Annotated in this window: 17 protein-coding genes; 8 read left to right on the top strand and 9 right to left on the bottom strand. The window is 74.0% G+C overall.

Annotated features, from left to right (window positions below; all coding sequences use genetic code 11):
* Positions 1 to 94: 94 nt before the first annotated feature.
* The 3 genes from IE272_RS12135 (at position 95) to IE272_RS12125 (ending at position 2,879) form a co-directional block, all read left to right on the top strand.
* Positions 95 to 1,033: a DUF1996 domain-containing protein gene (locus IE272_RS12135; RefSeq protein WP_190006836.1), complete on the top strand. Its 939-nt coding sequence runs from the start codon at positions 95 to 97 to the stop codon at positions 1,031 to 1,033.
* A 93-nt stretch (positions 1,034 to 1,126) separates the two neighbouring features.
* A complete protein-coding gene (locus tag IE272_RS12130) occupies positions 1,127 to 1,792 on the top strand; it encodes a DUF305 domain-containing protein (RefSeq protein ID WP_373304173.1) in 666 nt (221 codons plus the stop codon).
* Between the two features lie 34 nt (positions 1,793 to 1,826).
* Positions 1,827 to 2,879, top strand: coding sequence for a LacI family DNA-binding transcriptional regulator (locus IE272_RS12125; protein WP_047179693.1), 1,053 nt, complete (start codon positions 1,827 to 1,829; stop codon positions 2,877 to 2,879).
* Positions 2,880 to 3,045: 166 nt separating this feature from the next.
* On the opposite strand, the gene IE272_RS12120 is transcribed toward IE272_RS12125, so the two are convergent.
* Positions 3,046 to 5,223 (bottom strand): phage holin family protein, encoded by a 2,178-nt coding sequence (locus IE272_RS12120; protein WP_190006834.1) that lies wholly within the window; start codon positions 5,221 to 5,223, stop codon positions 3,046 to 3,048.
* Positions 5,224 to 5,520: 297 nt separating this feature from the next.
* Between IE272_RS12120 and IE272_RS12115 the strand changes: the two genes are divergently transcribed.
* Positions 5,521 to 6,297: an MBL fold metallo-hydrolase gene (locus tag IE272_RS12115; protein WP_190006833.1), complete on the top strand. Its 777-nt coding sequence runs from the start codon at positions 5,521 to 5,523 to the stop codon at positions 6,295 to 6,297.
* A complete protein-coding gene (locus IE272_RS12110) occupies positions 6,294 to 6,944 on the top strand; it encodes a DedA family protein (protein ID WP_050359109.1) in 651 nt (216 codons plus the stop codon). The genes IE272_RS12115 and IE272_RS12110 overlap by 4 nt, the downstream gene beginning before the upstream one ends.
* An 81-nt stretch (positions 6,945 to 7,025) precedes the next feature.
* Here IE272_RS12110 and IE272_RS12105 read toward each other — a convergent pair whose 3' ends face one another.
* A complete protein-coding gene (locus IE272_RS12105) occupies positions 7,026 to 8,258 on the bottom strand; it encodes an aminotransferase class I/II-fold pyridoxal phosphate-dependent enzyme (RefSeq protein WP_190006832.1) in 1,233 nt (410 codons plus the stop codon).
* Between the two features lie 307 nt (positions 8,259 to 8,565).
* Here IE272_RS12105 and IE272_RS12100 point away from each other — a divergent pair, with 307 nt between their 5' ends.
* The 3 genes from IE272_RS12100 (at position 8,566) to IE272_RS12090 (ending at position 11,534) form a co-directional block, all read left to right on the top strand.
* Positions 8,566 to 10,086: a bifunctional phosphatase PAP2/diacylglycerol kinase family protein gene (locus IE272_RS12100; protein WP_078961266.1), complete on the top strand. Its 1,521-nt coding sequence runs from the start codon at positions 8,566 to 8,568 to the stop codon at positions 10,084 to 10,086.
* A gap of 130 nt (positions 10,087 to 10,216) precedes the next feature.
* Complete coding sequence (locus tag IE272_RS12095; protein ID WP_190006831.1) at positions 10,217 to 11,026, top strand: class I SAM-dependent methyltransferase; 810 nt, start codon at positions 10,217 to 10,219, stop codon at positions 11,024 to 11,026.
* Positions 11,027 to 11,180: 154 nt separating this feature from the next.
* Complete coding sequence (locus IE272_RS12090) at positions 11,181 to 11,534, top strand: VOC family protein (protein WP_030588922.1); 354 nt, start codon at positions 11,181 to 11,183, stop codon at positions 11,532 to 11,534.
* A 27-nt stretch (positions 11,535 to 11,561) separates the two neighbouring features.
* Here the strand turns inward: IE272_RS12090 and IE272_RS12085 are convergent, their stop codons facing one another.
* From IE272_RS12085 to IE272_RS12055, 7 genes are all read right to left on the bottom strand, one after another.
* Complete coding sequence (locus tag IE272_RS12085; protein ID WP_190006830.1) at positions 11,562 to 13,547, bottom strand: DUF5107 domain-containing protein; 1,986 nt, start codon at positions 13,545 to 13,547, stop codon at positions 11,562 to 11,564.
* A 169-nt stretch (positions 13,548 to 13,716) separates the two neighbouring features.
* On the bottom strand, positions 13,717 to 13,956 hold the full coding sequence (locus IE272_RS12080; protein WP_050359104.1) for a LapA family protein: 240 nt from the start codon (positions 13,954 to 13,956) through the stop codon (positions 13,717 to 13,719).
* Between the two features lie 140 nt (positions 13,957 to 14,096).
* Complete coding sequence (locus IE272_RS12075) at positions 14,097 to 15,854, bottom strand: CocE/NonD family hydrolase (protein ID WP_190006829.1); 1,758 nt, start codon at positions 15,852 to 15,854, stop codon at positions 14,097 to 14,099.
* 178 nt (positions 15,855 to 16,032) lie between these two features.
* Complete coding sequence (locus IE272_RS12070) at positions 16,033 to 16,995, bottom strand: S66 peptidase family protein (RefSeq protein ID WP_190006828.1); 963 nt, start codon at positions 16,993 to 16,995, stop codon at positions 16,033 to 16,035.
* Complete coding sequence (locus IE272_RS12065) at positions 16,992 to 19,007, bottom strand: S9 family peptidase (protein WP_098892734.1); 2,016 nt, start codon at positions 19,005 to 19,007, stop codon at positions 16,992 to 16,994. Before IE272_RS12065 ends, IE272_RS12070 begins: the two co-directional genes overlap by 4 nt.
* Positions 19,008 to 19,044: 37 nt before the next feature.
* Entirely contained in the window at positions 19,045 to 20,388 is a 1,344-nt protein-coding gene (locus tag IE272_RS12060; RefSeq protein ID WP_050359100.1) for a M20/M25/M40 family metallo-hydrolase, read from the bottom strand.
* The gene (locus tag IE272_RS12055) at positions 20,381 to 21,214 is read right to left on the bottom strand and encodes a M55 family metallopeptidase (RefSeq protein WP_057666770.1); all 834 of its coding nucleotides are present in this window, start codon (positions 21,212 to 21,214) and stop codon (positions 20,381 to 20,383) included. Before IE272_RS12055 ends, IE272_RS12060 begins: the two co-directional genes overlap by 8 nt.
* Between the last annotated feature and the right edge of the window lie 89 nt (positions 21,215 to 21,303).

The following is a 21,303-nucleotide window of genomic DNA, read 5'->3' as shown; positions in this document are numbered from 1 at the left end:
CTTGACATGCACAGGAGGCAATTCTACGTTCCCCTGGAGAGAGCGCTCTCTCGCTTGATCAAGGAATCCCCCCACTTCTCCGGACAGGAGTGCCGTGCTCTTCCGTCATCGACGCAACCCCGACCACCGCCGCCAACGATCCCTGCCGTCCTGGCGGTACAGAATCGCCGGACTCGCCGCGGCCGCCCTCGCCCTCTCCTTCCTCCAGGCCAATGTGGGCAACGCGGCGGCCGAGCGGGCCGCCGCCGAAACCGCGCCGAAGGCCGCCGCGGACGTGGTGCGGGTGGCCGAGTTCCTCGCGGAATGCCCCTACACCCACCGGGCCCCCGACGACCCGATCGTCTTCCCCGGGCTGCCGGGCGCCTCCCACATGCACAGCTTCTTCGGCAACGACACCACCCACGCCGGCTCCGACCTGGCCTCCCTGGAACGGGGCCGTACGTCGTGCGCCCCCGAGACCGACCTGTCGTCGTACTGGGTGCCCACCCTCTACGACGGCGACAAGGAGGTGGAGCCCACCGGGACCACCTTCTACTACCTGGGCGAAGGCGTGAGCGACGACGTCATCCGCCGGATCCAGCCCTTCCCCAAGGGCCTGCGCATCGTGGCGGGAAACGCGAAGGCGACCGGCCCGCAGGACAACACGATCGCCCGCTGGTCGTGCCTGCACGCCGGTGAGGTGAACCCCTCGCAGAACTTCGTGCACTGTCCGCCCGGCACGATGATGGAGTCCTACCTGGACTTCCCGCAGTGCTGGAACGGCACGGACCTCGACTCGGCCGACCACAAGAGCCACATGGCCTACCCGGTGGCCGGGAACTGCCCGTCCACCCACCCGGTGCCGGTGCCCAAGCTCCGGCAGGTGCTGCGCTACCCGGTGAACGGCGACCCGGCCCGCTTCCGGCTGGCATCCGGGCCCGGCTACACGATGCACGGCGACTTCTTCAACGTATGGCCGGAGGAGCAGATGGCACAGCGCGTCCGCGACTGCATCAACGCGATCGTCAAGTGCGGCTTCGACGGCAGGCCCTGATTGGCCGTCACCGTCGCCCGACACCACGTCCGCCCCGGGGCCCGGCTCCGGGGCGGACGCCCCTTCCCCGTACGAGGACACCTCATGCGCCCCATGAACCTCCCGCCGCTCCACCGGGCCGCCGCCCTCGGTCCGCTGGCCGCACTGGGGCTCGGCGGCGTGGCCGGCTGCTCGTCGGCGGATTCCGCGCCCCGCACCGCGGAGGTGCGGAAGTCCGCCCCGGACGTCTCCCCCGCGCCGTCCGGCACCGCGTCCGCCACATCCACATCCACCTCCACCTCCACCTCCACCTCCACCTCCACCTCCACCGACATCGGCTGGGTCCAGCTGATGACCCCCATGAACCAGCAGGCGGTGAAGCTCCTGACGCTCGCCGCCGAGCGGGCCGCCGAACCGCGGGTGCGCGCCTTCGCCGTTCGGCTGCGCACCGGGCACGAGGCCGAACTCAACCGTCTGCGGCCCCTGTTGACCCGCATGGGGCTGCCCCTCACCGATGTGCACGCGGGTCACGACATGCCCGGCATGGTGACCGAACAGGACCTGGAGGCCGCCCACGCCGCCGAGGGACCCGCGCTCGACCGGCTCGTCCTCGCGCGGATCCGGGACCATCTGCGCCAGTCCGCGGAGGTGTCGCGTTCCGAGATAACCGCGGGCGGCCGGGCGGACGCCCGTGAACTGGCACGCGCCCTCGTGACGGCGCGCGAGGGCTTCCTCGCCGAGCTGGAACGGCTGCCGGGCGCGGTGCGGGCCCTCGGCTGAACGGGGCGGCCGGCCTGCGGGTATAAAGGGCTGCATGACAGCCGAAGTGCCGCAGCCCGTACGCCCCGCGACCTTGGAGGACGTGGCGGCCGTGGCCGGTGTGTCACGGGCGACGGTGTCCCGGGTGATCAACGGGGCGACCACCGTGGACCCCGCCCTGCGCACCGTGGTCGAGGAGGCGGTGGCGACCACCGGTTACGTGCCCAACCGGGCCGCCCGCTCGCTGGTGACCCGGCGCACCGACTCGGTGGCCCTGGTGGTCTCGGAGCGGGAACGTCGGCCGATGTCCGAGCCGTTCGTCGGCAGGATGTTCTCGGACCCGTACTTCGGGCGGGTCGTCAGCGGGCTGCTGGAGGTGCTGCGCCCGGCGGGCATCCAGATGGTCGTGATGCTGGCCGACGACGAGGCGTCCCGGGGCCAGTTGCTCTCCTACCTGCGCCACGGCCATGTCGACGGGGTCGTGCTGATCACCACGCACGCCGACGACCCGCTGCCCGGGCTGCTCCAGGAGACCCGGATGCCCGCCGTCCTCGCGGGCCGTCCCCACCGCCCGTCCCCGCTGGCCTATGTGGAGGTGGACCAGCACGCCGGGGCGCGGCTGGCGGCCGATCACCTGGCCTCGCTGGGGCGACGGCGCATCGGCACCATCTCGGGACCCCAGGACATGCCCGCGGGGCAGGTGCGGCTGACCGGTTTCCTGGAGGCCGTCGCCGCCCACGGCATCGACGACGTGGCCTGCGCCGAGGGGGACTTCACCCATCTGGGCGGGGCCGCGGCGATGCGGCGGCTGCTGGCGGACCGCCCCGACCTCGACGGGGTGTTCATCGCCTCCGACCTGATGGCCCTGGGCGCGCTCCCGGTCCTGCTCCGGGCCGGGCGCGACGTGCCGTCCGACGTGGCGGTGGTCGGCTTCGACGACAGCAGCGCGGCGGCCGCCTGCGACCCGCCCCTGACCACGGTCCGGCAGCCGGTGGAGGAGATGGCGGCGGAGATGGCCCGGCTGCTGCTGAAGCAGATCGGCGAACCGCGCGGCCCCTCGCCCTCCGTGCTCTTCCCGCCGACGCTGGTACGGCGGCAGTCGGCCTGATCCGCGGGACGGCCCGACCGGGAAGCGACCTGTCGGGGATGGGCCTGACCGGCTGCCGGCCCGCTCGCGGAGGACCATCTACCGGAGGACGATCTGCCGGAGGGCGATCTGCCGGAGAGCGATCCGCCGGAGGACGGCCGCCTGCCGGAGGACGGCCGCCTGCCGGTCAGGTCGTCGTGCCCGGCGCTTCCGGCACCGGGGCATCGCCCGGGAACGGCTCGTCCGCCAGGCCGGCCCCGCCGAAGCCCTCGGCCCGCACCGGTACCTGGGGCCCGGAGGACTCCTGGAGCCAGCGGGTCAGCACCCGGTGCACCGCCTCGGCGCCCACCAGCCCGCCGCCGGGCGGCACGGGTGCGCCCTCCGCGGTCTCGGCGGCCACGATGTCGAGCGGGTCCGTCAGTCCGCGCGGCCAGAGCAGGAACGGCCGGGACTGTTCGCCGCCGAGGCCGCCGTGCGAACCGATCTGCTCCTCGAAGGCGTGCACGGTCCCGGTGGCGGGGTCGTAACTGGAGTTGACCATCACGTCGGCGACGTGCGGGAAGGTGTCGGTGCGCCGTACGGCGGATGCCGCCCCGACGCCGAAGACCGCGAGCGGGCCCTCGCCGTCGGCCAGGTCGGCGACGGGCACTTCGGCCCCGCCGGGCCCGAGCACCACGGAGCCGCGCTCGCCGCAGCGGACGAGGAGGAAGCCGATCCCCGGGTGGTTGGCGAGCGTGGAGAGCAGCGCCGGATGGCGGCGCTCGATCTGTTCGCGGGAGGCGCGGCCCTCGATGTCGGGGAAGGAGATCAGCCCGAGGTTGCCGGAGGCCAGCACGATCGGGTCGGAGAGCTTGGCCGGGTGCTCGGCCTCCTGTCCCTCGACGGGGCGGTGCAGTGCGATCCGCACCGCGTCGCGGGCCTCGGAGGCGCTGCGGGTGCGCTGGGCCCGGCGGGGCACGGGCAGCCCGCAGCCCGCCCGGACGAGGTCCTTGAGCGTGAGCCCGTACTTTCCCGCGAACGTCTCGCCGGGGCTCTGGCCGTGGTCGGAGAGAAGCACGATCCGGTAGGTGCGCGGGGTGTGGTCGGCGATCTTGGCGATCAGGGCGAGGGAGCGGTCGAGGCGTACGAGGACCTTCTCGGCGTCGCGGCTGTGGGGTCCCGAGTGGTGGGCGACCTCGTCGTAGGCGACGAGGTCGGCGTAGACGGCGGTGCGTCCGGCGAACATGTCGCCGAGGACGGCGGCGGCGACCACGTCGCGCTCCACGACGGTGGCGAAGGCGCGGATGAACGGGTAGAGCCCGCCGCGCTTGATCCGCGGGGTGACCTTCCGGGCGCGGGCCCGGGTCGACTGGCCGATCTCGCGGAGGACCTCGGCGACGAAGGAGAGGGCTGTCCGGGTGGCGTTGGCCGGGTCGGAGAAGTAGGCGAAGTATCCGGCGCGGGAGCGGCGGCCCTTGCCGCGCCGGGCGGCCATGGAGAGCACCAGGGCGAGCTGTCCGGCTCCGCCGCTGAAGAGGTTGCCCCGGCTCGCGCCGTCGACGGTGAGCAGACCGCCGTCGCGGGTGCGCTCGATGGCCCGGCGCTGCATTTCGAGGGCGCTCGCGGGGCGGCTGGAGACCATGACGGTGCGGGTCTCCTTCTCGTACCAGCGGAACGCGGGCACGTCGTGGTTGCTGCCGTGCAGGATGGCGAGCTGGCTGGCGCCGGTCTGGCTGGACCAGTCGGTGCGCCAGGGGGTGAGCCGGTGCCCGGAGGAGTCGGCGAGCCAGCCGGCGACGGTCGGCATGAGCCCGTCGGCCGCGGCCTTCACCAGGACGTCGTGGCCGACCCCGTCGAGCTGGAGGAAGACGGTGCCGGGCGGTCCGTCGCGGCCCGGTTCCGGCGGGCCCGGCGAGCGGCCGCGCCGGCGGCGCCGGTCGGCGAGCCGGGACAGCCTGCGGCGGTAGGCCTCGTCGTCGCGGACGGCGAGGGCGGTGGAGGTGGCGGAGGCGACGGCGGACATCACGGCGGCGACGACGACCGCCGTCTCCGGGTTGGCATCGCCGCGCCCGTCCGGGATGAGGCGCAGCGCGATCAGCAGCAGCGAGCCGTTGAGGAAGAAGACCAGGGCGCCCAGGACGAGCGCGGGCACGATGAGCAGGGCCCGCACGAGGACGGGCCAGACCAGGGCCGACAGGAGGCCGAAGGCGCCCGCGCCCCAGGCGGCGGTGAAGGCCGTCTTGGTGACGGTGTCGCCGTCGTCGGCCTCCAGCTGGAAGTCGGGCAGGGCTCCGGCCAGCGCGAGCATCGTGAGGGTGGACACCGCCCAGACCGCGATCACCCGCATCAGGGCTCTGCCCGCCGTACGCCACTTCCCGTCACCCACGCCGGTCCACCTCACGCCCTCTCCGCCCCCGGGCCCCGTCCGTCCCGGGCCCGCCCTTCAGCTTTTCACAGCGCCGACGCCGGTCAGCGGCTTCGGCCGACCGTGCGAAGGGCGGCGGGACGGTACGGGGGGCGCATAGGCTCGTACCGGCAGCGCACCCGGGCACGGGCCGCGCGGGCCGCCGTACCGGGACCCGGAATCACGGGACCCGGAATCACGGGTTACGGATCACGGATCACGGATTACGGATCACGCGTCAGCGTGTGACGAGGATCGCGCGAGGAGGCCGAGGCGCCGGTGGAGGTCACCTGGTGGGGTCATGCCACCTGCACGATCGAGGACTCGGGGGTGCGGGTTCTGACCGACCCCCTGTTCGTACGGCGCTTCGCGCATCTGCGCCGCCGCCGGGGCGAGGTGCCGCCGCCCCGGGCCGCCGTCGCCGAGGTGGTGCTGGTCTCCCATCTGCACTCCGACCATCTGCATCTGCCGTCGCTGGCCCGGCTGGCTCCCGGGAGCCGGCTGATCGTGCCGAGCGGCGCGGTGGCGGCCGTGCCGGGACTGCGGATGCTGCGGCGGATGCGGCAGCTGCACATCACCGAGGTGGGGCCGGGCGACACGGTGCGGGTCGGCGAGGTGCGGGTGCGGGCGGTCCCCGCCCTGCACGACGGGCGGCGGCTGCCGGTCGGGCCGCACCGTGTGCCGGCCCTCGGCTATGTGGTCGAGGGCGAGGCGCGGACGTACTTCGCCGGGGACACCGGCCTCTTCGACGGGATGGCCGACGCGGTGGGGCCGGTGGACGTGGCGCTGCTGCCGGTGGGCGGCTGGGGACCCTACCTGGGGCACAGCCATCTGGACCCGGCCCGTGCCGCCGAGGCGCTGACCCGTCTCGCGCCGAGGTGCGCGGTGCCGGTGCACTACGGCACGTACTGGCCGATCGGTCTGGACGGGGTGCGCCCGCACGAGTTCCACTCACCGGGCGACGAGTTCGTACGGTACGCGGCGAAGCGGGCGCCCGAGGTGACGGTGCATCTGCTGGGGCACGGCGAACGCGTCAGGCCGGAGGCCGGCCGGTGATCCAGGAGATCCAGCAGGTGGTGCGGGAACTGCCCACCGAGTCGACCCAGCAGGCGGTCGGCTATCCGACCCTGTTCGCCCTGGTGGCGCTGGGGTCCTTGGTGCCGGTGGTGCCGACGGGGGCGCTGGTGAGTTCGGCGGCGGTGGTGGCCTTCCACCAGACGTCGCCGCTCACGCTGCTCTTCGTCTTCCTGACGGCGGCGGCCGCCGCGTTCCTCGGGGACGTCTGCCTGTACTGGCTGGGACAGCGCGGGGTCCGGTCGAAGAACGGCTCGAAGTGGCTGGAGGCCATCACCCGCAGGGCCGCGCCGGAGCGGCTGGCCCAGGCACAGGAGAAGCTGGCCGAGCACGGCGGGACGGTGCTGGTGCTGTCCCGTCTGGTGCCGGCCGGGCGGATCCCGGTCATGCTGGCGTGTCTGCTGGGCAGGATGCCGTTGCGGCAGTTCGCCAGGGGCGACGTTCCGGCCTGCCTCGCCTGGGCGGCGACGTACCAGTTGATCGGCATCCTGGGCGGTTCGCTGTTCCCGGAGCCGTGGCAGGGAGTGGTCGCGGCGGTCGCCCTGACGCTGCTGATCAGCGGGGCTCCGGCCGTGTGGCGCAGGCTGCGGTCGCGGTTCGGCCACGGGACGGGCGACGCGACGGGTTGAACGTTTTGCCACCGTCCGGGGGCGGCATGACGCGACGCGTACGGACCGCGCCCGGCATCTCCGGCTGCTCCCCGGCCGCACTCAGCGCAGTGCGCCGAACACCGCCGCGAAACCGTCCAGCGCCCGCGCCACATGTGCGAGCTCCAGGGGCTTCGCGGCGGCGAGGGACTCCGCCTGCTGCTGCGGCGTGGCCCCCAGCAGCGGTCCGGTGCCCAGGCGTACGCGCAGGGCGCCCAGCTCGTCCCCGAAGCGGTGTCCGCCCGGGGCGGGTGCGCCGAGCCGCTCGGTGAGGTACTCCTCCAGCTCCATGGAGTCCGTCACGCCCAGCTCCGCGAGCCGTGGGCGCAGTGGGCCCAGGTCGGCGTAGAGGTGGCGGCCCGCCTGCGGGGGGCGGGCCAGCGCGCCGGAGCCGAGGACCGCGCGGTGGGCGCCGGCGGCGACCTCGGCCTGGAGCGCCGCGGCCCGCCGGATCCGGTCGCGTACGGAATCCGGCTCCCGCAGTGCGTGGGCGGCCGCGTGGGCGACGGGAGCCGCGACGTGGGCGCCGAGCGCGGTGAGGATGTCCAGGGTGCGGGCATGCCGGACGGTGGCCCGGGCGGTGTCCGGGAAGCGGGCGACGGCGACCGGCCAGGCGGCCGGTACGAGGGCCCCGGACAGGTCGCTGATCACCGTGACGTCGTCCGGGCACATCTCGGCGGGGCTGAGCAGGACGGTGTCCCTCGGCCGGTGCACGGTGTCGCGCCAGGTCTCGTCGCTGATGATGTGCAGCCCTTCGCCGACCGCCGCCTCGCAGGCCTCGCGGACCAGTTCGGGCGGGGCGACGGTGGCCGTGGGGTCGTCCACGACGGACAGCAGCAGCAGCTTCGGCCGGCCGCCCTCCGCGCGGACCCGGCGGACGGTCTCCAGCAGAGCGTACGGGTCGGGCACGCCGCCGCATTCGGCCGGGGTCGGCACGTGGTAGGCGGGACGGCCGAGCAGCCGGGCCTGCGGCATCCAGGCGGCCGGGCAGGGGCGCGGCATGAGGACGTCGCCGCCGTGTGCGCCGATCAGGGCCAGGAGGAGCGGCTGGGCGCCGGGGGCGGCGGCGATGCCGCCCGCCGTGCCGTGCAGTCCGCGCCGGTCCCAGTAGCCGCGGGCCGCCTCGCGCAGCACCGCGCCTCCGCCGGGGGGTTCCGGGCGGGTCCGGTCGGCGGCGGCGGCGAGGACGGCGGCCAGTTCGGGGAGGACCGGGAGGCCGGGGTCGGGGGCGGGCGGCCCGTAGCGGACGGGGCCGTGGTCCTCGTGCGCGGGTGCGTGCTCCTCGGTCCCGTGCATCCGGCCCTCCTCCGCCACTCTGCGCTCCGCGTCCCCGGCGTGTCCGCCGCGCCGCCCGGACCGGCGGCACCTGCTCCGGGCCCGGGTTTCGCCGGCTTCGTTCTCCGGGCCGACGGCCACCGGCTTCTCCGGCCGACGGCCACTGGTCTTCTTTATACGGAGGTTCCCGGCGGCTCGCCCGCCCAGTCGCGCGCCCGCGCCGGGGGGCCTCGCCGCGTGGGCTGTTCCGCCGGTCGGTGGCGACGCGTGGCCAGGGTCTCAGCGCGCCTGCTGGTTCAGCGTGGCCCGGCCGGGTATTCGCTGATCCATGTCCTCACCGAGAACCTCATCCGCCACTGTCAAGACCACGGCTCCCGCCGTCGCCCGGTTGCGCGGCTGGCTGCAGGAGCAGGACCTGGCCGTCTTCCGGAGTGTCGCGGACCGGCACTGGCCGGGCGCCGATCCGCTGCTGCCGAGGCTGAGCCGGAGCGCCAACCACGGGCTGCTCTGGTTCGGGGCGGCGGCCGGGATCGCGGCGCTGGGCAGCAGTGCGCGCTCGCGCCGGGCCGCGCTGCGCGGGGTGGCGTCCCTCGCCGTGGCCTCGGCGGCGATCAACACGGTCGGCAAGGGCGCGGTGCGCCGCGAGCGGCCGATAGCGGACCTGGTGCCGGTGGTGCGGCAGCTCAAGCGCCAGCCGATCACCACCTCCTTCCCCTCGGGCCACGCGGCGTCGGCGGCGGCCTTCGCCACCGGGGTGGCCCTGGAGTCCAAGGGCTGGGGCGCGGTGGTGGCCCCGGTCGCGGTGGCCGTGGCCGCCTCACGCGTCTACACCGGGGTCCACTATCCGAGCGATGTGCTGGCGGGTGCGGCGCTCGGCATAGGAGCCGCGTTCGCCCTGCGCGGGGTGGTGCCCACCCGGGGCCAGCTGCCCGCTCCCGGCCGGCCGCCCGGCGAGGCCCCGGCGCTGCCCGCCGGGAAGGACCTCGTCGTGGTGGTGAACCAGGAGTCGGGCACGGCCACCGCGACCGCGTCGCTGGTGCGCGAGGCGCTGCCCGCCGCGGAGGTGGTGGAGGTTCCTCCCGAGGAGCTGTCGGCCGCGCTGGAGAGGGCGGCGGGCCGGGGCCGGGCGCTGGGCGTCTGCGGGGGCGACGGCACGGTGAATCTGGCGGCCTCGGTGGCGGCGACGCACGGGATGCCGCTGGCGGTCTTCCCGGGCGGCACGCTCAACCACTTCGCCTACGACCTGGGCATCGAGACCGTCCACGACACCGCCGCCGCCCTCACCGCGGGCGATGCCATCCGGGTGGACCTCGGCCGCTTCCGGCCGGGGCCCGAGGGCGAGGAGGGGGCGGACGGGTACTTCCTCAACGCCTTCTCCCTGGGTGTCTATCCGGAACTGGTGCGCACCCGGGAACACTGGTCGCCCCGGATCGGCGGCTGGCCGGCGGGTGTGCTCGCGGCGTTCCACGTGCTGCGCGGCCGGCGACCGCTGGAGGCCGAACTCCAGGGTCGCAGGCGGCCGTTGTGGCTGCTCTTCGTCGGCAACGGGCTCTTCCAGCGGGTGGGCCCCGCCCCGGGCCGCCGGCACAATCTGGCGGACGGGCTGCTGGACGTCCGGGTGGTGCACGGCGGCCGGACGCCCGCGTTGCGCCTGCTGGCGGCGGCGGTGGCGGGGCCGCTGACCCGCTCCCCCGCCCATGCCGCGGTGCGGCGCCGCCGGGTGCGGATCGGCGATCTCGCACCGGGGACGCCGTACGCGTACGACGGTGAAGTGGCCCACTCCGGAACGGAACTGACGATCGACAAGCTTCCGGAGGCGCTGACCGTCTACTGCCCGCTGCCGGCCTGACCCCCAGGACGCCACCCAGGAGCACCGTCCGCATATCAAGACGCCTGTCTCACCATGCGGCCCGACGGCGTACGGTGGCTCCTGTCGCCGCGCCCGTCGGGGCGAGGTATTCGGGAGAGGACGCAACGCCATGCCGAAGGAGACCGCCGTGTACACGCACGGCCACCACGAGTCGGTCCTGCGCTCGCACCGCTGGCGGACCGCCGCCAACTCGGCGGCGTATCTCCTCGACGAACTCCGCCCCGGCCAGGCCGTCCTGGACGTCGGCTGCGGCCCCGGAACGATCACCGCCGACCTCGCCGCTCTGGTCGCGCCGGGCCGGGTCACCGCGGTGGACACCACCCGTGACATTCTCGGCCAGGCCGCCGCGGTGGCCGCCGAACGGGGCCTGGAGAACGTCGAGTTCACGGTGGCCGACGTGCACGCCCTGGACTTCCCCGACGACGCGTTCGACGTGGTCCACGCCCACCAGGTGCTCCAGCACGTGGGCGATCCGGTCCAGGCGCTGCGCGAGATGCGGCGCGTCTGCCGCCCCGGCGGGGTGGTCGCGGTGCGCGACAGCGACTACGCGGCGATGACCTGGTACCCGGAGACCCCCGGTCTCGGCGCGTGGCAGGAGATGTACGGCCGGGTGGCCCGAGGCAACGGCGGCGAGCCCGACGCCGGCCGCAGGCTCCTCTCCTGGGCGCGGCGGGCCGGCTTCACCGACATCACCCCCACCGCGGCCGCCTGGTGCTTCGCCACCCCGGAGAGCCGCGCCTGGTGGAGCGGTCTGTGGGCGGACCGTACGACGGACTCGGTCTACGCCGAGCTGGCCGTACGGGGCGGGCATGCGAGCGCCGAGCAGCTCGCGGCCGTCGCCGGGGCGTGGCGCGCCTGGGGCGAGGAGGCCGACGGCTGGTTCATGGTCCCGCACGGCGAGGTGCTGTGCCGGGTGTGAGAGCGAGGAGAGCCCGGCGTGAGGTGAGGCGTTGTCGGCATGAGGTGAGGAGAGCCCGGCGCGGGGCGGGAAGGGGCCGGCGTGAGGTGAAGAGGGGTTCCGGCCCGCACGGAATCGATCACACCGGCGGCGGCCGCCAACTACCCTCGTACGCATGGAGATCCTCGGAACCACGCTGCGTATCTGCGTCGACGACCTGGAGGCCTCGGTGGCCTTCTACGAGGGGCTGACGGGCACGTCGGCCCTGCGCTTCGAGCGCGGTGGGGTGTCGGTGGCCGCGATCGGCTGCTTCCTGTTGATGAGCGGGCCCGAGTCGGAGCTGGAGGTGCTGCGCAAGGTGGGCGCGACCATCGCCGTCAAGGACGTCGACGAGGCGAACGCGGCGCTGACCCGGGCGGGTGCGCGGGTCATCGCGGGGCCGGTGCCGACCCCGGCGGGCCGCAACCTCATCGCGCTGCACCCGGACGGCTCGGTCTTCGAGTACGTGGACCGCAACGTCACCGTCTGACCGGCCGCCCGGGGCGCGTCGGTCGGGTCACCCCTCGGGCGGGCTCATGCGGAAGTCGTAGGCGTCGGGCAGCGGCTCGTCGCTGACGGACACCCACAGCTCGCCGAGGATTCCGGCCCCTTCGCGCAGGTCGGCGACCTCGAACCCGGCGTCGAAGATCTCCCTGGCCGCCCCGGTGTCGCCCTCGGCGACCAAGGTCCGGGCGAGCAGCAGCCGGAAGCGTCCGCGCTCACGGATCTCCCCCGGCAGTCCGGCGAGCAGCGCCCGGGCCGCCCCGGCCCGCCCGGCGGACAGGTGCGCCTCGACGGTCTCGCGGGCCAGGGCGACGAGAAGGGCGGCGCCCTCCTCCGACGCCGCGAGGTCCCCCTCTCCCGGAGTCCCGAGGTCCGCGAAGGCCTCGGCGTACAGCTCGGCGGCGTGGTCCGGCCTGCCGCTCTCCTCGGCGGCGACGGCGAGGCAGCGCAGCAGCGGCCAGCGTGGCGCGGGGCCGCACTCCAGGCCGCGTTCCCAGCTGCGGACGGCCTGGGCCCGGTCGTCGGCGTGCCACTGCGCGATGCCGAGGTGGTATTCGGTGTGCGGGTCGGCGTCGGCGGTCTCCAGCATGTCGCGCCAGGGCGGCGAGACCGGTGTCGGGCCGGGTATGCCGTCCGGGGCCGGCTTCGGCAGTGTGCCGTGCTCCAGCAGCTCCCGCCACGGGGTCTGCTGGGCGCCGATGGCGGCGGCGGGGAACGGGGTGCCGGGCAGCAGGTGGCCGCCCCGCAGCACCTCCAGCGCGCCCCAGCCGGAGCCGACGGCGAGCATGTCGCCCGGTTCGGTGTCGGCGTGCGGCAGCCAGGCCGCGTACGCCTCCTCCACCGTGCCGCGCGGGAGGGCCTCCTCCAGCCGTGCGGCGGCCTCCTCGGTGGCGGCGGCCCAGTCCCCGCCGTGCACGGCTGCCGGGTCGGCGGACAGCGGACCGTAGGACTCCAGCCAGCTGAAAGCGGCGCCCGCCTCCAGCGGGACGTGCTCCAGCTGGGTGCGGGCAAGACCGGCCTGGATCTCCGCGTAGCCGCCGTCCCCCGGCCCGTTCAGCCACTCCTGCCAGCGGCGGCCGCCCCTCCCGTGGCCCCAGCGGAACAGTTTGCGGCCGCGCAGCAGGTCGGTGGAGGTCTGGGCGAGTCCGTGGCCGTCCTCGTCGAGCGCGGCGATCCAGCGCCGGGCGTCGTCGGGCAGCTCGTAGAAGTGGTCGGCGGGGTACTCGGAGCGCAGCGGATAGGTGTGGTCGAGGCCGCCCGACTCCGGGACGCCGACCCGGGTGAGGGTGTGGTCGTAGCCGAAGTGCCAGGCCTCGTCGGCCGGGACCAGGACGCGGGTGTCCGGGGTCTCGGGGACGGCGATGTTGGACCACCAGTAGACCGGTGCGGGCTGTTCGTGCGGGTTGCGTATCCGTACGCCGACGTGCAGGAAGTCGGAGTCGTCGGGGAGCCAGAGGTCCACCTGGAAGGGCAGGTCGCGCAGCCGCTCCCATTCCCAGAGCCGGACCATCGTGGAGCCGTCGGGGGCGGGCACGAGCGCGGCGTGGAGGGGTGCGCAGGACAGGGCCGTGTGGCCGGTGGCGCCGATGTTCCACTCGATCCCGCCGGAGAACCAGGCCCCGTTGAGGGCGAAGGCGGCGGGCTGGAGGACCGGGTTGCGGTGGAGCAGTTCGCGGCCGGTGGGTTTGTGGTGCAGGGAGTGGATCCGGCCGCCGAGTCCGGGCAGCACGGTGACGCGCAGCCGGGCGTTCTCGATGACGACGGCGTCGATGTCGGTGGGGGTGCGCTCGCGCCCGTAACCGTCGAGCAGCCGGGTGGGCAGGACGGTGCGCAGCGGCCGGTGTCCCAGTTGCCGGGCCATGTCCCGGGGCAGGACCGCCCGTTCACGGGGGTCGAGCACGGGCGGCGGGGCGGGCGTCCGCAGGGGCGGGAGCGGGTTCTCCGGCCCGAGCGGCGCTGCGGGCAGGTTCAGTACGGCACGTCGTACGGTCGTGGCCAAGGCACCCTCGTTCCCTCGCGGCGGGCCGCCGCAGGTCCGGGCGCCCCCGGTGACCATGGAACACGCAGGTGGCCGCGGGGACCAGAGCCCCGTCGGTCGGATTTCCGCGCACCCGGCCGCGCCGCCGCGGTCCGGGACCTCGGACGGGTGCGCGGAATTCCGGTCTCCGTCACTTGCCCTTCCGACGGAAGAGGTAGCCGCCGCAGCCGAGGCCGATCAGGAACATGGCCAGCAGCGCGGACCACAGGGGCATCGTCACCTCGGGGATCAGCACCCGGATGGTGACGTCCTTCGTGTTCACGCAGATGAACACAATGACGAGCACGACGACCACGGCGACCACGATGCGCCCCGGAGTGAGCCATCCCGCGCCGCGCCCGCTGCCGCTCGATACGTCCTTGGGGCTCATGGTCCGGCCCTTCCGCTCGCTCCTCGCCGTCCGGCCCGCCGTCGTGCGCGCGACCGCCCCCCGGGGTCCCAGCATGTCCGGCTGCCGGGTTCGGGGGGCGGTGTTGTACCGCCGTTCGGGTGAACGGGGGCGGGGTGGCCTCAGCCGGCCGGGACCACCGGGAGTTCCAGTACGCCGGTGTCCTCGGGGGCGTGGACGACGGTGACGGGCTTGACGCCCCGGTTGCCGAAGTATGCGGTGTCGCTGGCGGCGATCACGAACTCCAGGCGGTGCCCCTTCTCGTACCGGTGGACGATGCCGGGCAGCTCCACCGTGAAGGGCCGGGTGACGTCGGGGACCCGGACCGGGGAGACGAGCCGGTTCACGAGCGTACGGCCGCCGTCGGGCGCGACGTCGTAGACCTTGGCGAACAGGACGAGCTTGTCGGAGGCGTCGCCGCTGTTCTGGACCCGTTCCGTCTTCGGCGAGACGACCTTCAGGGTGGCCTTCGGCGCGCCGACGACGTCGAGGGGCTCGGCGAGGGGTTCGCTGCGCCAGCCGAGGTAGGTGCCCCTGGTGTCGTACGGCTTGGGGTCGGGCAGTCCGATCAGCGGGGCGATGGAGCTCTCGGAGTGGCTCGTCGGCACGAGCCAGTTGGTGTACTGGCGGCTGCCGCGCGCCACCTTGGAGCGGTTGTCGACGAGTTTGCCGTCGCCGGAGAGGTACAGGGACCGCGAGAGGGCGGGAACGTCGGAGGCGGATCCGTAGCCGCTCTGCCAGTCGCGGTAGTAGGAGAAGGCGGGTCCGGTGTCGGTGTCCGTCTTCTTGTGGAGGTAGCGGTCGAACCAGGCCAGTACCCGCTGTCCGACGTGGCTGGTCTCCAGATTGCCCTGACTCAGGTCGAGTTCGCCGGGGACTTGGCCGCCGCTGTGCCCCCAGGACTGCCAGATCATCTTGGTCTCGGTGCCCTGCGCCTTGAGCGTCCGATAGGTGGCGGTGGCCTCGTTGAGGTTGAACAGGCTGTCGGCCTGGCCCTGGACGATGAGCGTGGGGGCCTTGACCCGGTCGAGGTAGGAGACGGGCGAGACGCTGCGCGCGTAGGCGAGCATCTCCTCGGTCCGGTCGGCGGGGTAGCGGCCCGAGTTGAGCAGCCGGATGGTCTCGCAGGCACGGGTCGCGAAGTGCAGGCAGTCGAGGCCGTTGATACGGGAGGGGTCCAGGCTCGGGTTGAGGAGCGGCTGGCCCTCGCCGATCAGGTAGAAGCCGTTGGTCCACTGCCACTTGAAGACGCCGGGGGTGTCGGAGGTGACGCCGGTGTGTGCCCCGGTGTTGTTGGGGGCCAGGGCGTAGCCGAGGTCGTTCCAGGTGATCAGCGGGACGAGGGCGTCGATGCGGGGGTCGACCGCGGCGGTCGCCAGTTGGATCGCGCCGCCGTAGGAGCCGCCGATCATGCCGACCCTCGGGTCGCCGTCGGCGTCCCGGGTGACGAAGTCGGCCTCGGTCCCGTCGTCGGCCGCGCGAACTCCCCCGAGGAAGTCGAGGAGTTCACCGGCGGCCTTGCCGTCGATGGCGGGGTCGTCGAGGGTGATCAGACAGCCGGACCCGCCGAAGCCGAGGCCCGAGTAGACGAGCCCGACGTAGCCGCGCTCGGCGAAGGCCTTGCCGATGGCGTCGGTGGAGCCGTCGGACTTGCTGCCGCCGAAACCGTTGGTGGCGAGGACCGCGGGGGCGGGGCGGTCCGCGTCGGCCCCGGCGGGCCGGTAGAGATCGGCGTCCACCGTGCAGGTGCGGCCGCCCGCCTCGACGGTGAACCTCAGCGGGGTGACGGTGTACGGATCGGCCTCGGCACGGGCCGGGCCGGCGAGGACGAGGGGGGCGACGAGGGCCGCCCCGGCGACCGCCACGAGCGGGCCGCGCACTCTGGAAACAGCACCTGACACGAAGACCTCCACACCGAGGACACCTTACCGACCGGTAAGTATTGGGCCGCGCTCATGCTGTGACACAGCTCACGACCGTGTCAACGTATCGGTCAGCGGTTCTTGACGGATATTCACGTTCCGTGCGTGAAAGACACATCCGGGCGGACCGGAAGGGTCAGCGCAGGGCGGGGGCCTCGACGGTCAGCGTGCAACGCCCGCCGTCGGCCGGTGCGTCGAGCGTCGCGGGCACGCCCAGGGGAATCGTCAGCGCGGTCGGTCCGTGCCCGAAGCCCAGCTCCTCGACCACGGGTATGCCCAGCGGACCGAGCCGGTCGGCGAGCACGGCGCGGATCTTCTCGTACGGGCCGCACTCCTGCCAGGAGCCGCAGGCCACCCCGGCGACTCCGTCCAGGGCTCCGGACCGCAGGAGCCGGGTGAGGATGCCGTCCAGCCGGTAGGGCTCCTCCCCGGTGTCCTCGATCACCAGCAGTCCGCCCCGGGCATGGGTCCGGCCGCCCGGGGCGCCGGTTCCGGCGGCGAGCAGGCTGACGCAACCGCCGTACAGGACGCCCCGCGCCCGGCCGGGGACCAGGGCGCCCGCCGATTCCAGGCCGAGGGTGGTGACGGTCTCCGGCGCGAAGAGCGTGGCGCGCAGGTGCTCACGGGTCGCCGCGTCCTTCAGGAAGGCCTCGGTGGCGACCATCGGCCCGTGCAGGGTCGCGAACCCGGCGCGCAGGGCGAGCGCCTCGTGCAGCACCGTGATGTCGCTGTAGCCGACGAACACCTTGGGCCCGGCGGCCCGGACCGCCGCCCAGTCGACCAGGTCGACCATCCGGTGGGCGCCGTATCCTCCCCTGGCGCAGAGCACGGCCTCCACGGACGGGTCGCACCACGCCCGCTCAATGTCCTCCGCGCGGCCGGCGTCCGACCCGGCGAGGTAGTCCAACTCGGGGTGCACCGTGCGGACATGGGCGCCGACGACGGGTTCGAGGCCCCAGCCGCGCAGGAAGGCGAGGCCTTCCTCCAGCCGGTCGGCGGGGACGGGGCCGCTGGGCGCGACGACGGCGACCCGGGAGCCGGGGCGCAGCCGGGGAGGCCGGGCGAGGGCCGCCGCCGGGCCGTGGTCCTCCCGGATCACCTGGTCAGCTCCAGGGGCGGTACGTCGGGGCGGTCGATTCCGAACGTCTGCGCGTAGAGGGAGAGTTCGGCTTCGAGTGCGCGGACCAGGGTCTCCACGCGCCGGAAGCCGTGGCTCTCCCCCTCGAAGGCGATGTAGGCGTGGGCGACGCCCCGTCCGGCGAGGGCGGCGAGGAACCGCTCGCACTGGGCGGGCGGGCAGATCACGTCGTCCAGGCCCTGGAGCAGCAGGAAGGGGGTGTTCAGCCGGTCGGTGCGGTGGAGCGGCGAACGTTCCCGGTAGCGCTCGGGCACCTCGGCGAAGGGACCCACGAGGGACTCCAGATACTGCGACTCGAAGTCGTGGGTCTCGTCCGTGGCCCACCCTTCGAGGTCCAGGATCGGGTAGAGAATCGTCCCGCAGGCGTAGATGTCCGTGCTGGTCAGCGATGCCGCGGTGGTCCAGCCGCCCGCGCTGCCGCCCCGCACGGCGAGTTTGTCCGGGTCGGCGGCGCCCTCCGCGACCAGGGCCGAGGCGACGGCCGCGCAGTCGTCCACGTCCACCACGCCCCACTGGCCGCGCAGGAGTTCGCGGTAGCCGCGGCCGTAGCCGGTGGAGCCGCCGTAGTTGACCTCGGCCACGCCGATGCCGCGCGAGGTGAAGTAGGCGATCTCCAGGTCGAGGACGAGCGGGGCGTGGCCGGTGGGCCCGCCGTGCGCCCAGACGACGTACGGGGGCTTCTCGCCCTCGGGTCCGGTGCGGTCGGGGCTGTGCGGCGGGTAGATGTGGGCGTGGATCCCGCGGCCGTCGGGGCCGGTGAAGGTGCGGTCCTCGGGCACCGGGTAGTACGCGGGGTCGACCGCGTCGTGGTGGGGTGCGCCGATGACGCGGGTGTGCCCGGTCGCGGTGTCCAGCTCGACGACCTCGGGCCCGCTGCGGGGGCTCGCCGCGACGCCGACGACCCGGCTGCCGTGGACGGCGAGCGTGTCGGCCCAGGAGGTCCAGGGGCCCGGTACGTCGGCGAGTTCGCCGGTCTCCGGGTCGAGGATGCCGAGCCGCATACCGCCCCTGCCGTGCAGGACGGCGATCAGCCCGTTGTCCAGCGGATGGAACCAGCGCAGCCCGATCTTCCAGAGCGGACCGCCGAACTCCTCGCCCCGGGGCGGCAGAAGGCGGCTGCTGGGGACCGCGCCGCCCGGAGCCGCGTCGGGGCGGATGCGCTGGAGCTCCCACCAGTCGGCGAGGTCGGAGACGAACAGGAGGCTGCCGTCGCGGTCCCACTCCACCTGGCAGACCGATTCGTCGAGGTCGCCGACGAGGGGCCGTACGCCGGTGAACCCACCCGCTTCGTCGATCTCCGCCAGCATGACCACCGTGCCGTCCCACGGCATCCGGGGGTGGTCCCAGGCGATCCAGGCCGCCCGCCGCCCGTCGTGGGAGACCTTGGGGCCGGTGACGAACCGGTGCCGGTCGTCGGAGAGTTCACGGACCGCCGCCCGGTCGTCGGCCGCCGACCCGTCGAGCGGCACGGCGGCGACGACGCGCCGTACGTCGGTGGGCGCGGGCCCGGTGAACTCCTCCAGCACACACCAGACCTCGCCCGCCGCCCCGTGTTCCGGGCGCACCTGCGGGTCCACCCAGCGCAGCCCGCCGCCGACGTCCCGGACGGGGGTGAGCGGCCACGGCTCGTCGGGCCCGTCGGGGGCGTAGGCGTACAGCCGCTGGTCGGTGAAGTGGACGAACACCACGAGGAGTTCGCCGTCCTCGCGCACGGTGCCCGCCCAGGGCTGCCCGCCGTACTCGATCACCCGGCTGCGGGTGTTCCAGGGGGCGGGCAGCACCGGGGCGACGGTGCCGTCGGCGCGTCGGCGCATCAGGGCGCGCCGGCCGTCCTCGGCGGGGCGCGGCTCGGTCCACCACACCTCGTCCCCGACGGTGCCGAGGTGGTCGGGGCGGCCGTCGTGCGAGGCGGCGAGTGCCGCGTCGACCGGCGACGGCCAGGTTCCGTACGGAGCTGCTGGCACGGTGTTCACGTAGGTCCCCCCGGGGCGCGGATCGGTCGGCGGTCGGTCAGGCGGTGCGCAGGTAGTGGTCGAGCACACGGACGCCGAAGTGGAGGGCGTCGACGGGGACGCGCTCGTCGACGCCGTGGAAGAGCCGCTGGTAGTCGAAGCCGACCGGCAGCTTCAGCGGGGTGAAGCCGTAGCCGGTGATCCCGAGGCGGGCGAACTGCTTGGCGTCGGTGCCGCCCGACATGCAGTACGGGACGGTGTGGGCGTCCGGGTCGAACCGCTCGACGGCGGCGCGCAGCTTGGCGTACGTCGGTGAGTCGACCGGGGCCGTCAGGGCCTGCTCGCGGTGGTAGAACTCCCAGGAGACCGAGGGGCCGGTGAGCCGGTCCAGGGTCGCGTGGAACTCGTCGTCGCCGCCGGGGACCATCCGCCCGTCGATGAAGGCGGTGGCGTGGCCGGGGATCACGTTGACCTTGTAACCGGCGTCCATCATCGTCGGGTTGCTGCTGTTGCGGACGGTGTTCTCGACCAGGGACGCGGCCGGGCCGAGCTTGCCGAGGAGTTGGGCGACGTCGAAGCCGGGGTCGTCCAGATCGGCGGTGATGCCGTGCAGGGCGGCGATCTCGGTGATCGCGGCCCGGACGGTCGGGGTGAGCCGGATGGGCCACTCGTGCTCGCCGATCCGGGCGACGGCGGCGGCCAGGGAGCTCACCGCGTTCTCCCGGTTGACCTTGGAGCCGTGCCCGGCCCGGCCCTCGGCGGTCAGCTTCAGCCAGCCGGTGCCGCGCTCGCCCGCCGCGATCGGGTACAGCGAGAGGCCGTCGCCCGCGTGGAAGGTGAAGGCGCCCGACTCGCTGATGCCCTCCGTGCAGCCCTCGAACAGCTCCGGGTGCTGATCGGCGAGGAAGCCGGAGCCGTCGGCGGCGCTGTCCTCCTCGTCCGCGGTGTACGCGATGACGATGTCGCGCCGGGGGCGGAAGCCCTCGCGGGCCCAGCCCCGTACGACGGAGAGGACCATCGCGTCCATGTTCTTCATGTCGACGGCGCCCCTCCCCCACACGACTCCGTCGCTCACCTCGCCGGAGAAGGGGTGCACGCTCCAGTCGGCGGGCTCGGCGGGCACCACGTCGAGGTGGCCGTGGACGAGCAGCGCGTCGGCCGTCGGGTCGGTGCCGGGGATCCGGGCGACCACGTTGGTCCGGCCGGGGGTCCGCTCCAGCAGCGTCGGCTCGATTCCGGCGTCGGCGAGCCGTTGGGCGACGTACTCGGCGGCCGGGCGCTCCCGGCAGTCGCCGCCGCCCCGGTTGGTGGTGTCGATGCGGATGAGTTCGGAGGTGAACGTCACCACTTCGTCGAGGGCCTGCCGGTCGACGGGTCCGAGCAGGTCGGGGGCCTCAGCCATACTGTTCCTCCACAGCGGCCGACACGATCGTCGTCACCGCCTTGAACGTGCGAATTCCTTCGTACATCGTCGCGCTGGTGTACGCGACGCGCCTCTCTCCGCTCGCCGCCACGCCGGGGACCACGGTCGCCGCGGCCGCCAGATGTTCGGCGTCGAACTCCAGCTCCACGGTGAACGCGGACCCGGTGACGGGCTCCCGCCGGCCCGCGAGGGCACAGGCGGCCTTCGCCGCCGCCCTGATGTCGGCGGCGGTACGGGCCGGGGTGCGGCACACCGCGGCGTAGCGGGATACGTAGTCCTTGACGGCGACCTTCCGGGCGTCGGGGGCGTATCCCTCGGCGTCCAGGCAGGTCAGATCGTCGCCGGTGACGAGGACGACGGGCACGCCGTACTCGGCGGCGACATGCGCGTTGAGCAGCCCCTCGCTCGCCCGGACGCCGTTCAGCCAGACGCCGGTGATGGAGTTGGCGAGGTAGGTGTGGGCGAGGACGCCCTCCGTGCCGGCACCGGTGTGGTAGCCGACGAAGGCCACCGCGTCCACGTCGCCGTGCTGGATGCCCTCCACCATGGACAGCGACTTGTGCTTGCCGGTGAGCATCTGGACCCGTTCGTCCATGTGCTCCAGCAGCAGGTTCCGCATCGACCAGTGGGCCTCGTTGACCAGGACCTCGTCGGCGCCGCCGTCCAGGAAGCCGAGCGCGGCCGCGTTCACGTCGGAGGTGAACATCGACCGGCAGCGCTCCCACTGCGGCGTCCCCGGCAGCACGTCGGCCGGCCAGGTCACTCCGGTGGCGCCTTCCATGTCCGCGCTGATGAGGATCTTCATGCCGCCACACCGTACGCGCCGTGAGCGGCGCGGGCCAGGGAGGGGCGGCCTGTCAGAGGTCCAGTCCGCCGAAGGTCCCTCCAGTGGTC

Origin of the sequence: Streptomyces anulatus (assembly GCF_014650675.1) — a bacterium.
Classification (GTDB): Bacteria; Actinomycetota; Actinomycetes; order Streptomycetales; family Streptomycetaceae; genus Streptomyces; species Streptomyces anulatus.
This window is presented reverse-complemented; position numbering and strand designations above follow the sequence as displayed.

Bases quoted from the DNA above. Each gene is read 5' to 3' on its own strand.
- IE272_RS12130 (WP_373304173.1), top strand. From the start codon at position 1,127: ATGAACCTCCCGCCGCTCCACCGGGCCGCCGCCCTCGGTCCGCTGGCC.
- IE272_RS12090 (WP_030588922.1), top strand. From the start codon at position 11,181: ATGGAGATCCTCGGAACCACGCTGCGTATCTGCGTCGACGACCTGGAG.
- IE272_RS12055 (WP_057666770.1), bottom strand. From the start codon at position 21,214: ATGAAGATCCTCATCAGCGCGGACATGGAAGGCGCCACCGGAGTGACC.
- IE272_RS12105 (WP_190006832.1), bottom strand. From the start codon at position 8,258: ATGCACGGGACCGAGGAGCACGCACCCGCGCACGAGGACCACGGCCCC.
- IE272_RS12080 (WP_050359104.1), bottom strand. From the start codon at position 13,956: ATGAGCCCCAAGGACGTATCGAGCGGCAGCGGGCGCGGCGCGGGATGG.
- IE272_RS12060 (WP_050359100.1), bottom strand. From the start codon at position 20,388: ATGGCTGAGGCCCCCGACCTGCTCGGACCCGTCGACCGGCAGGCCCTC.
- IE272_RS12095 (WP_190006831.1), top strand. From the start codon at position 10,217: ATGCCGAAGGAGACCGCCGTGTACACGCACGGCCACCACGAGTCGGTC.
- IE272_RS12100 (WP_078961266.1), top strand. From the start codon at position 8,566: ATGTCCTCACCGAGAACCTCATCCGCCACTGTCAAGACCACGGCTCCC.
- IE272_RS12125 (WP_047179693.1), top strand. From the start codon at position 1,827: ATGACAGCCGAAGTGCCGCAGCCCGTACGCCCCGCGACCTTGGAGGAC.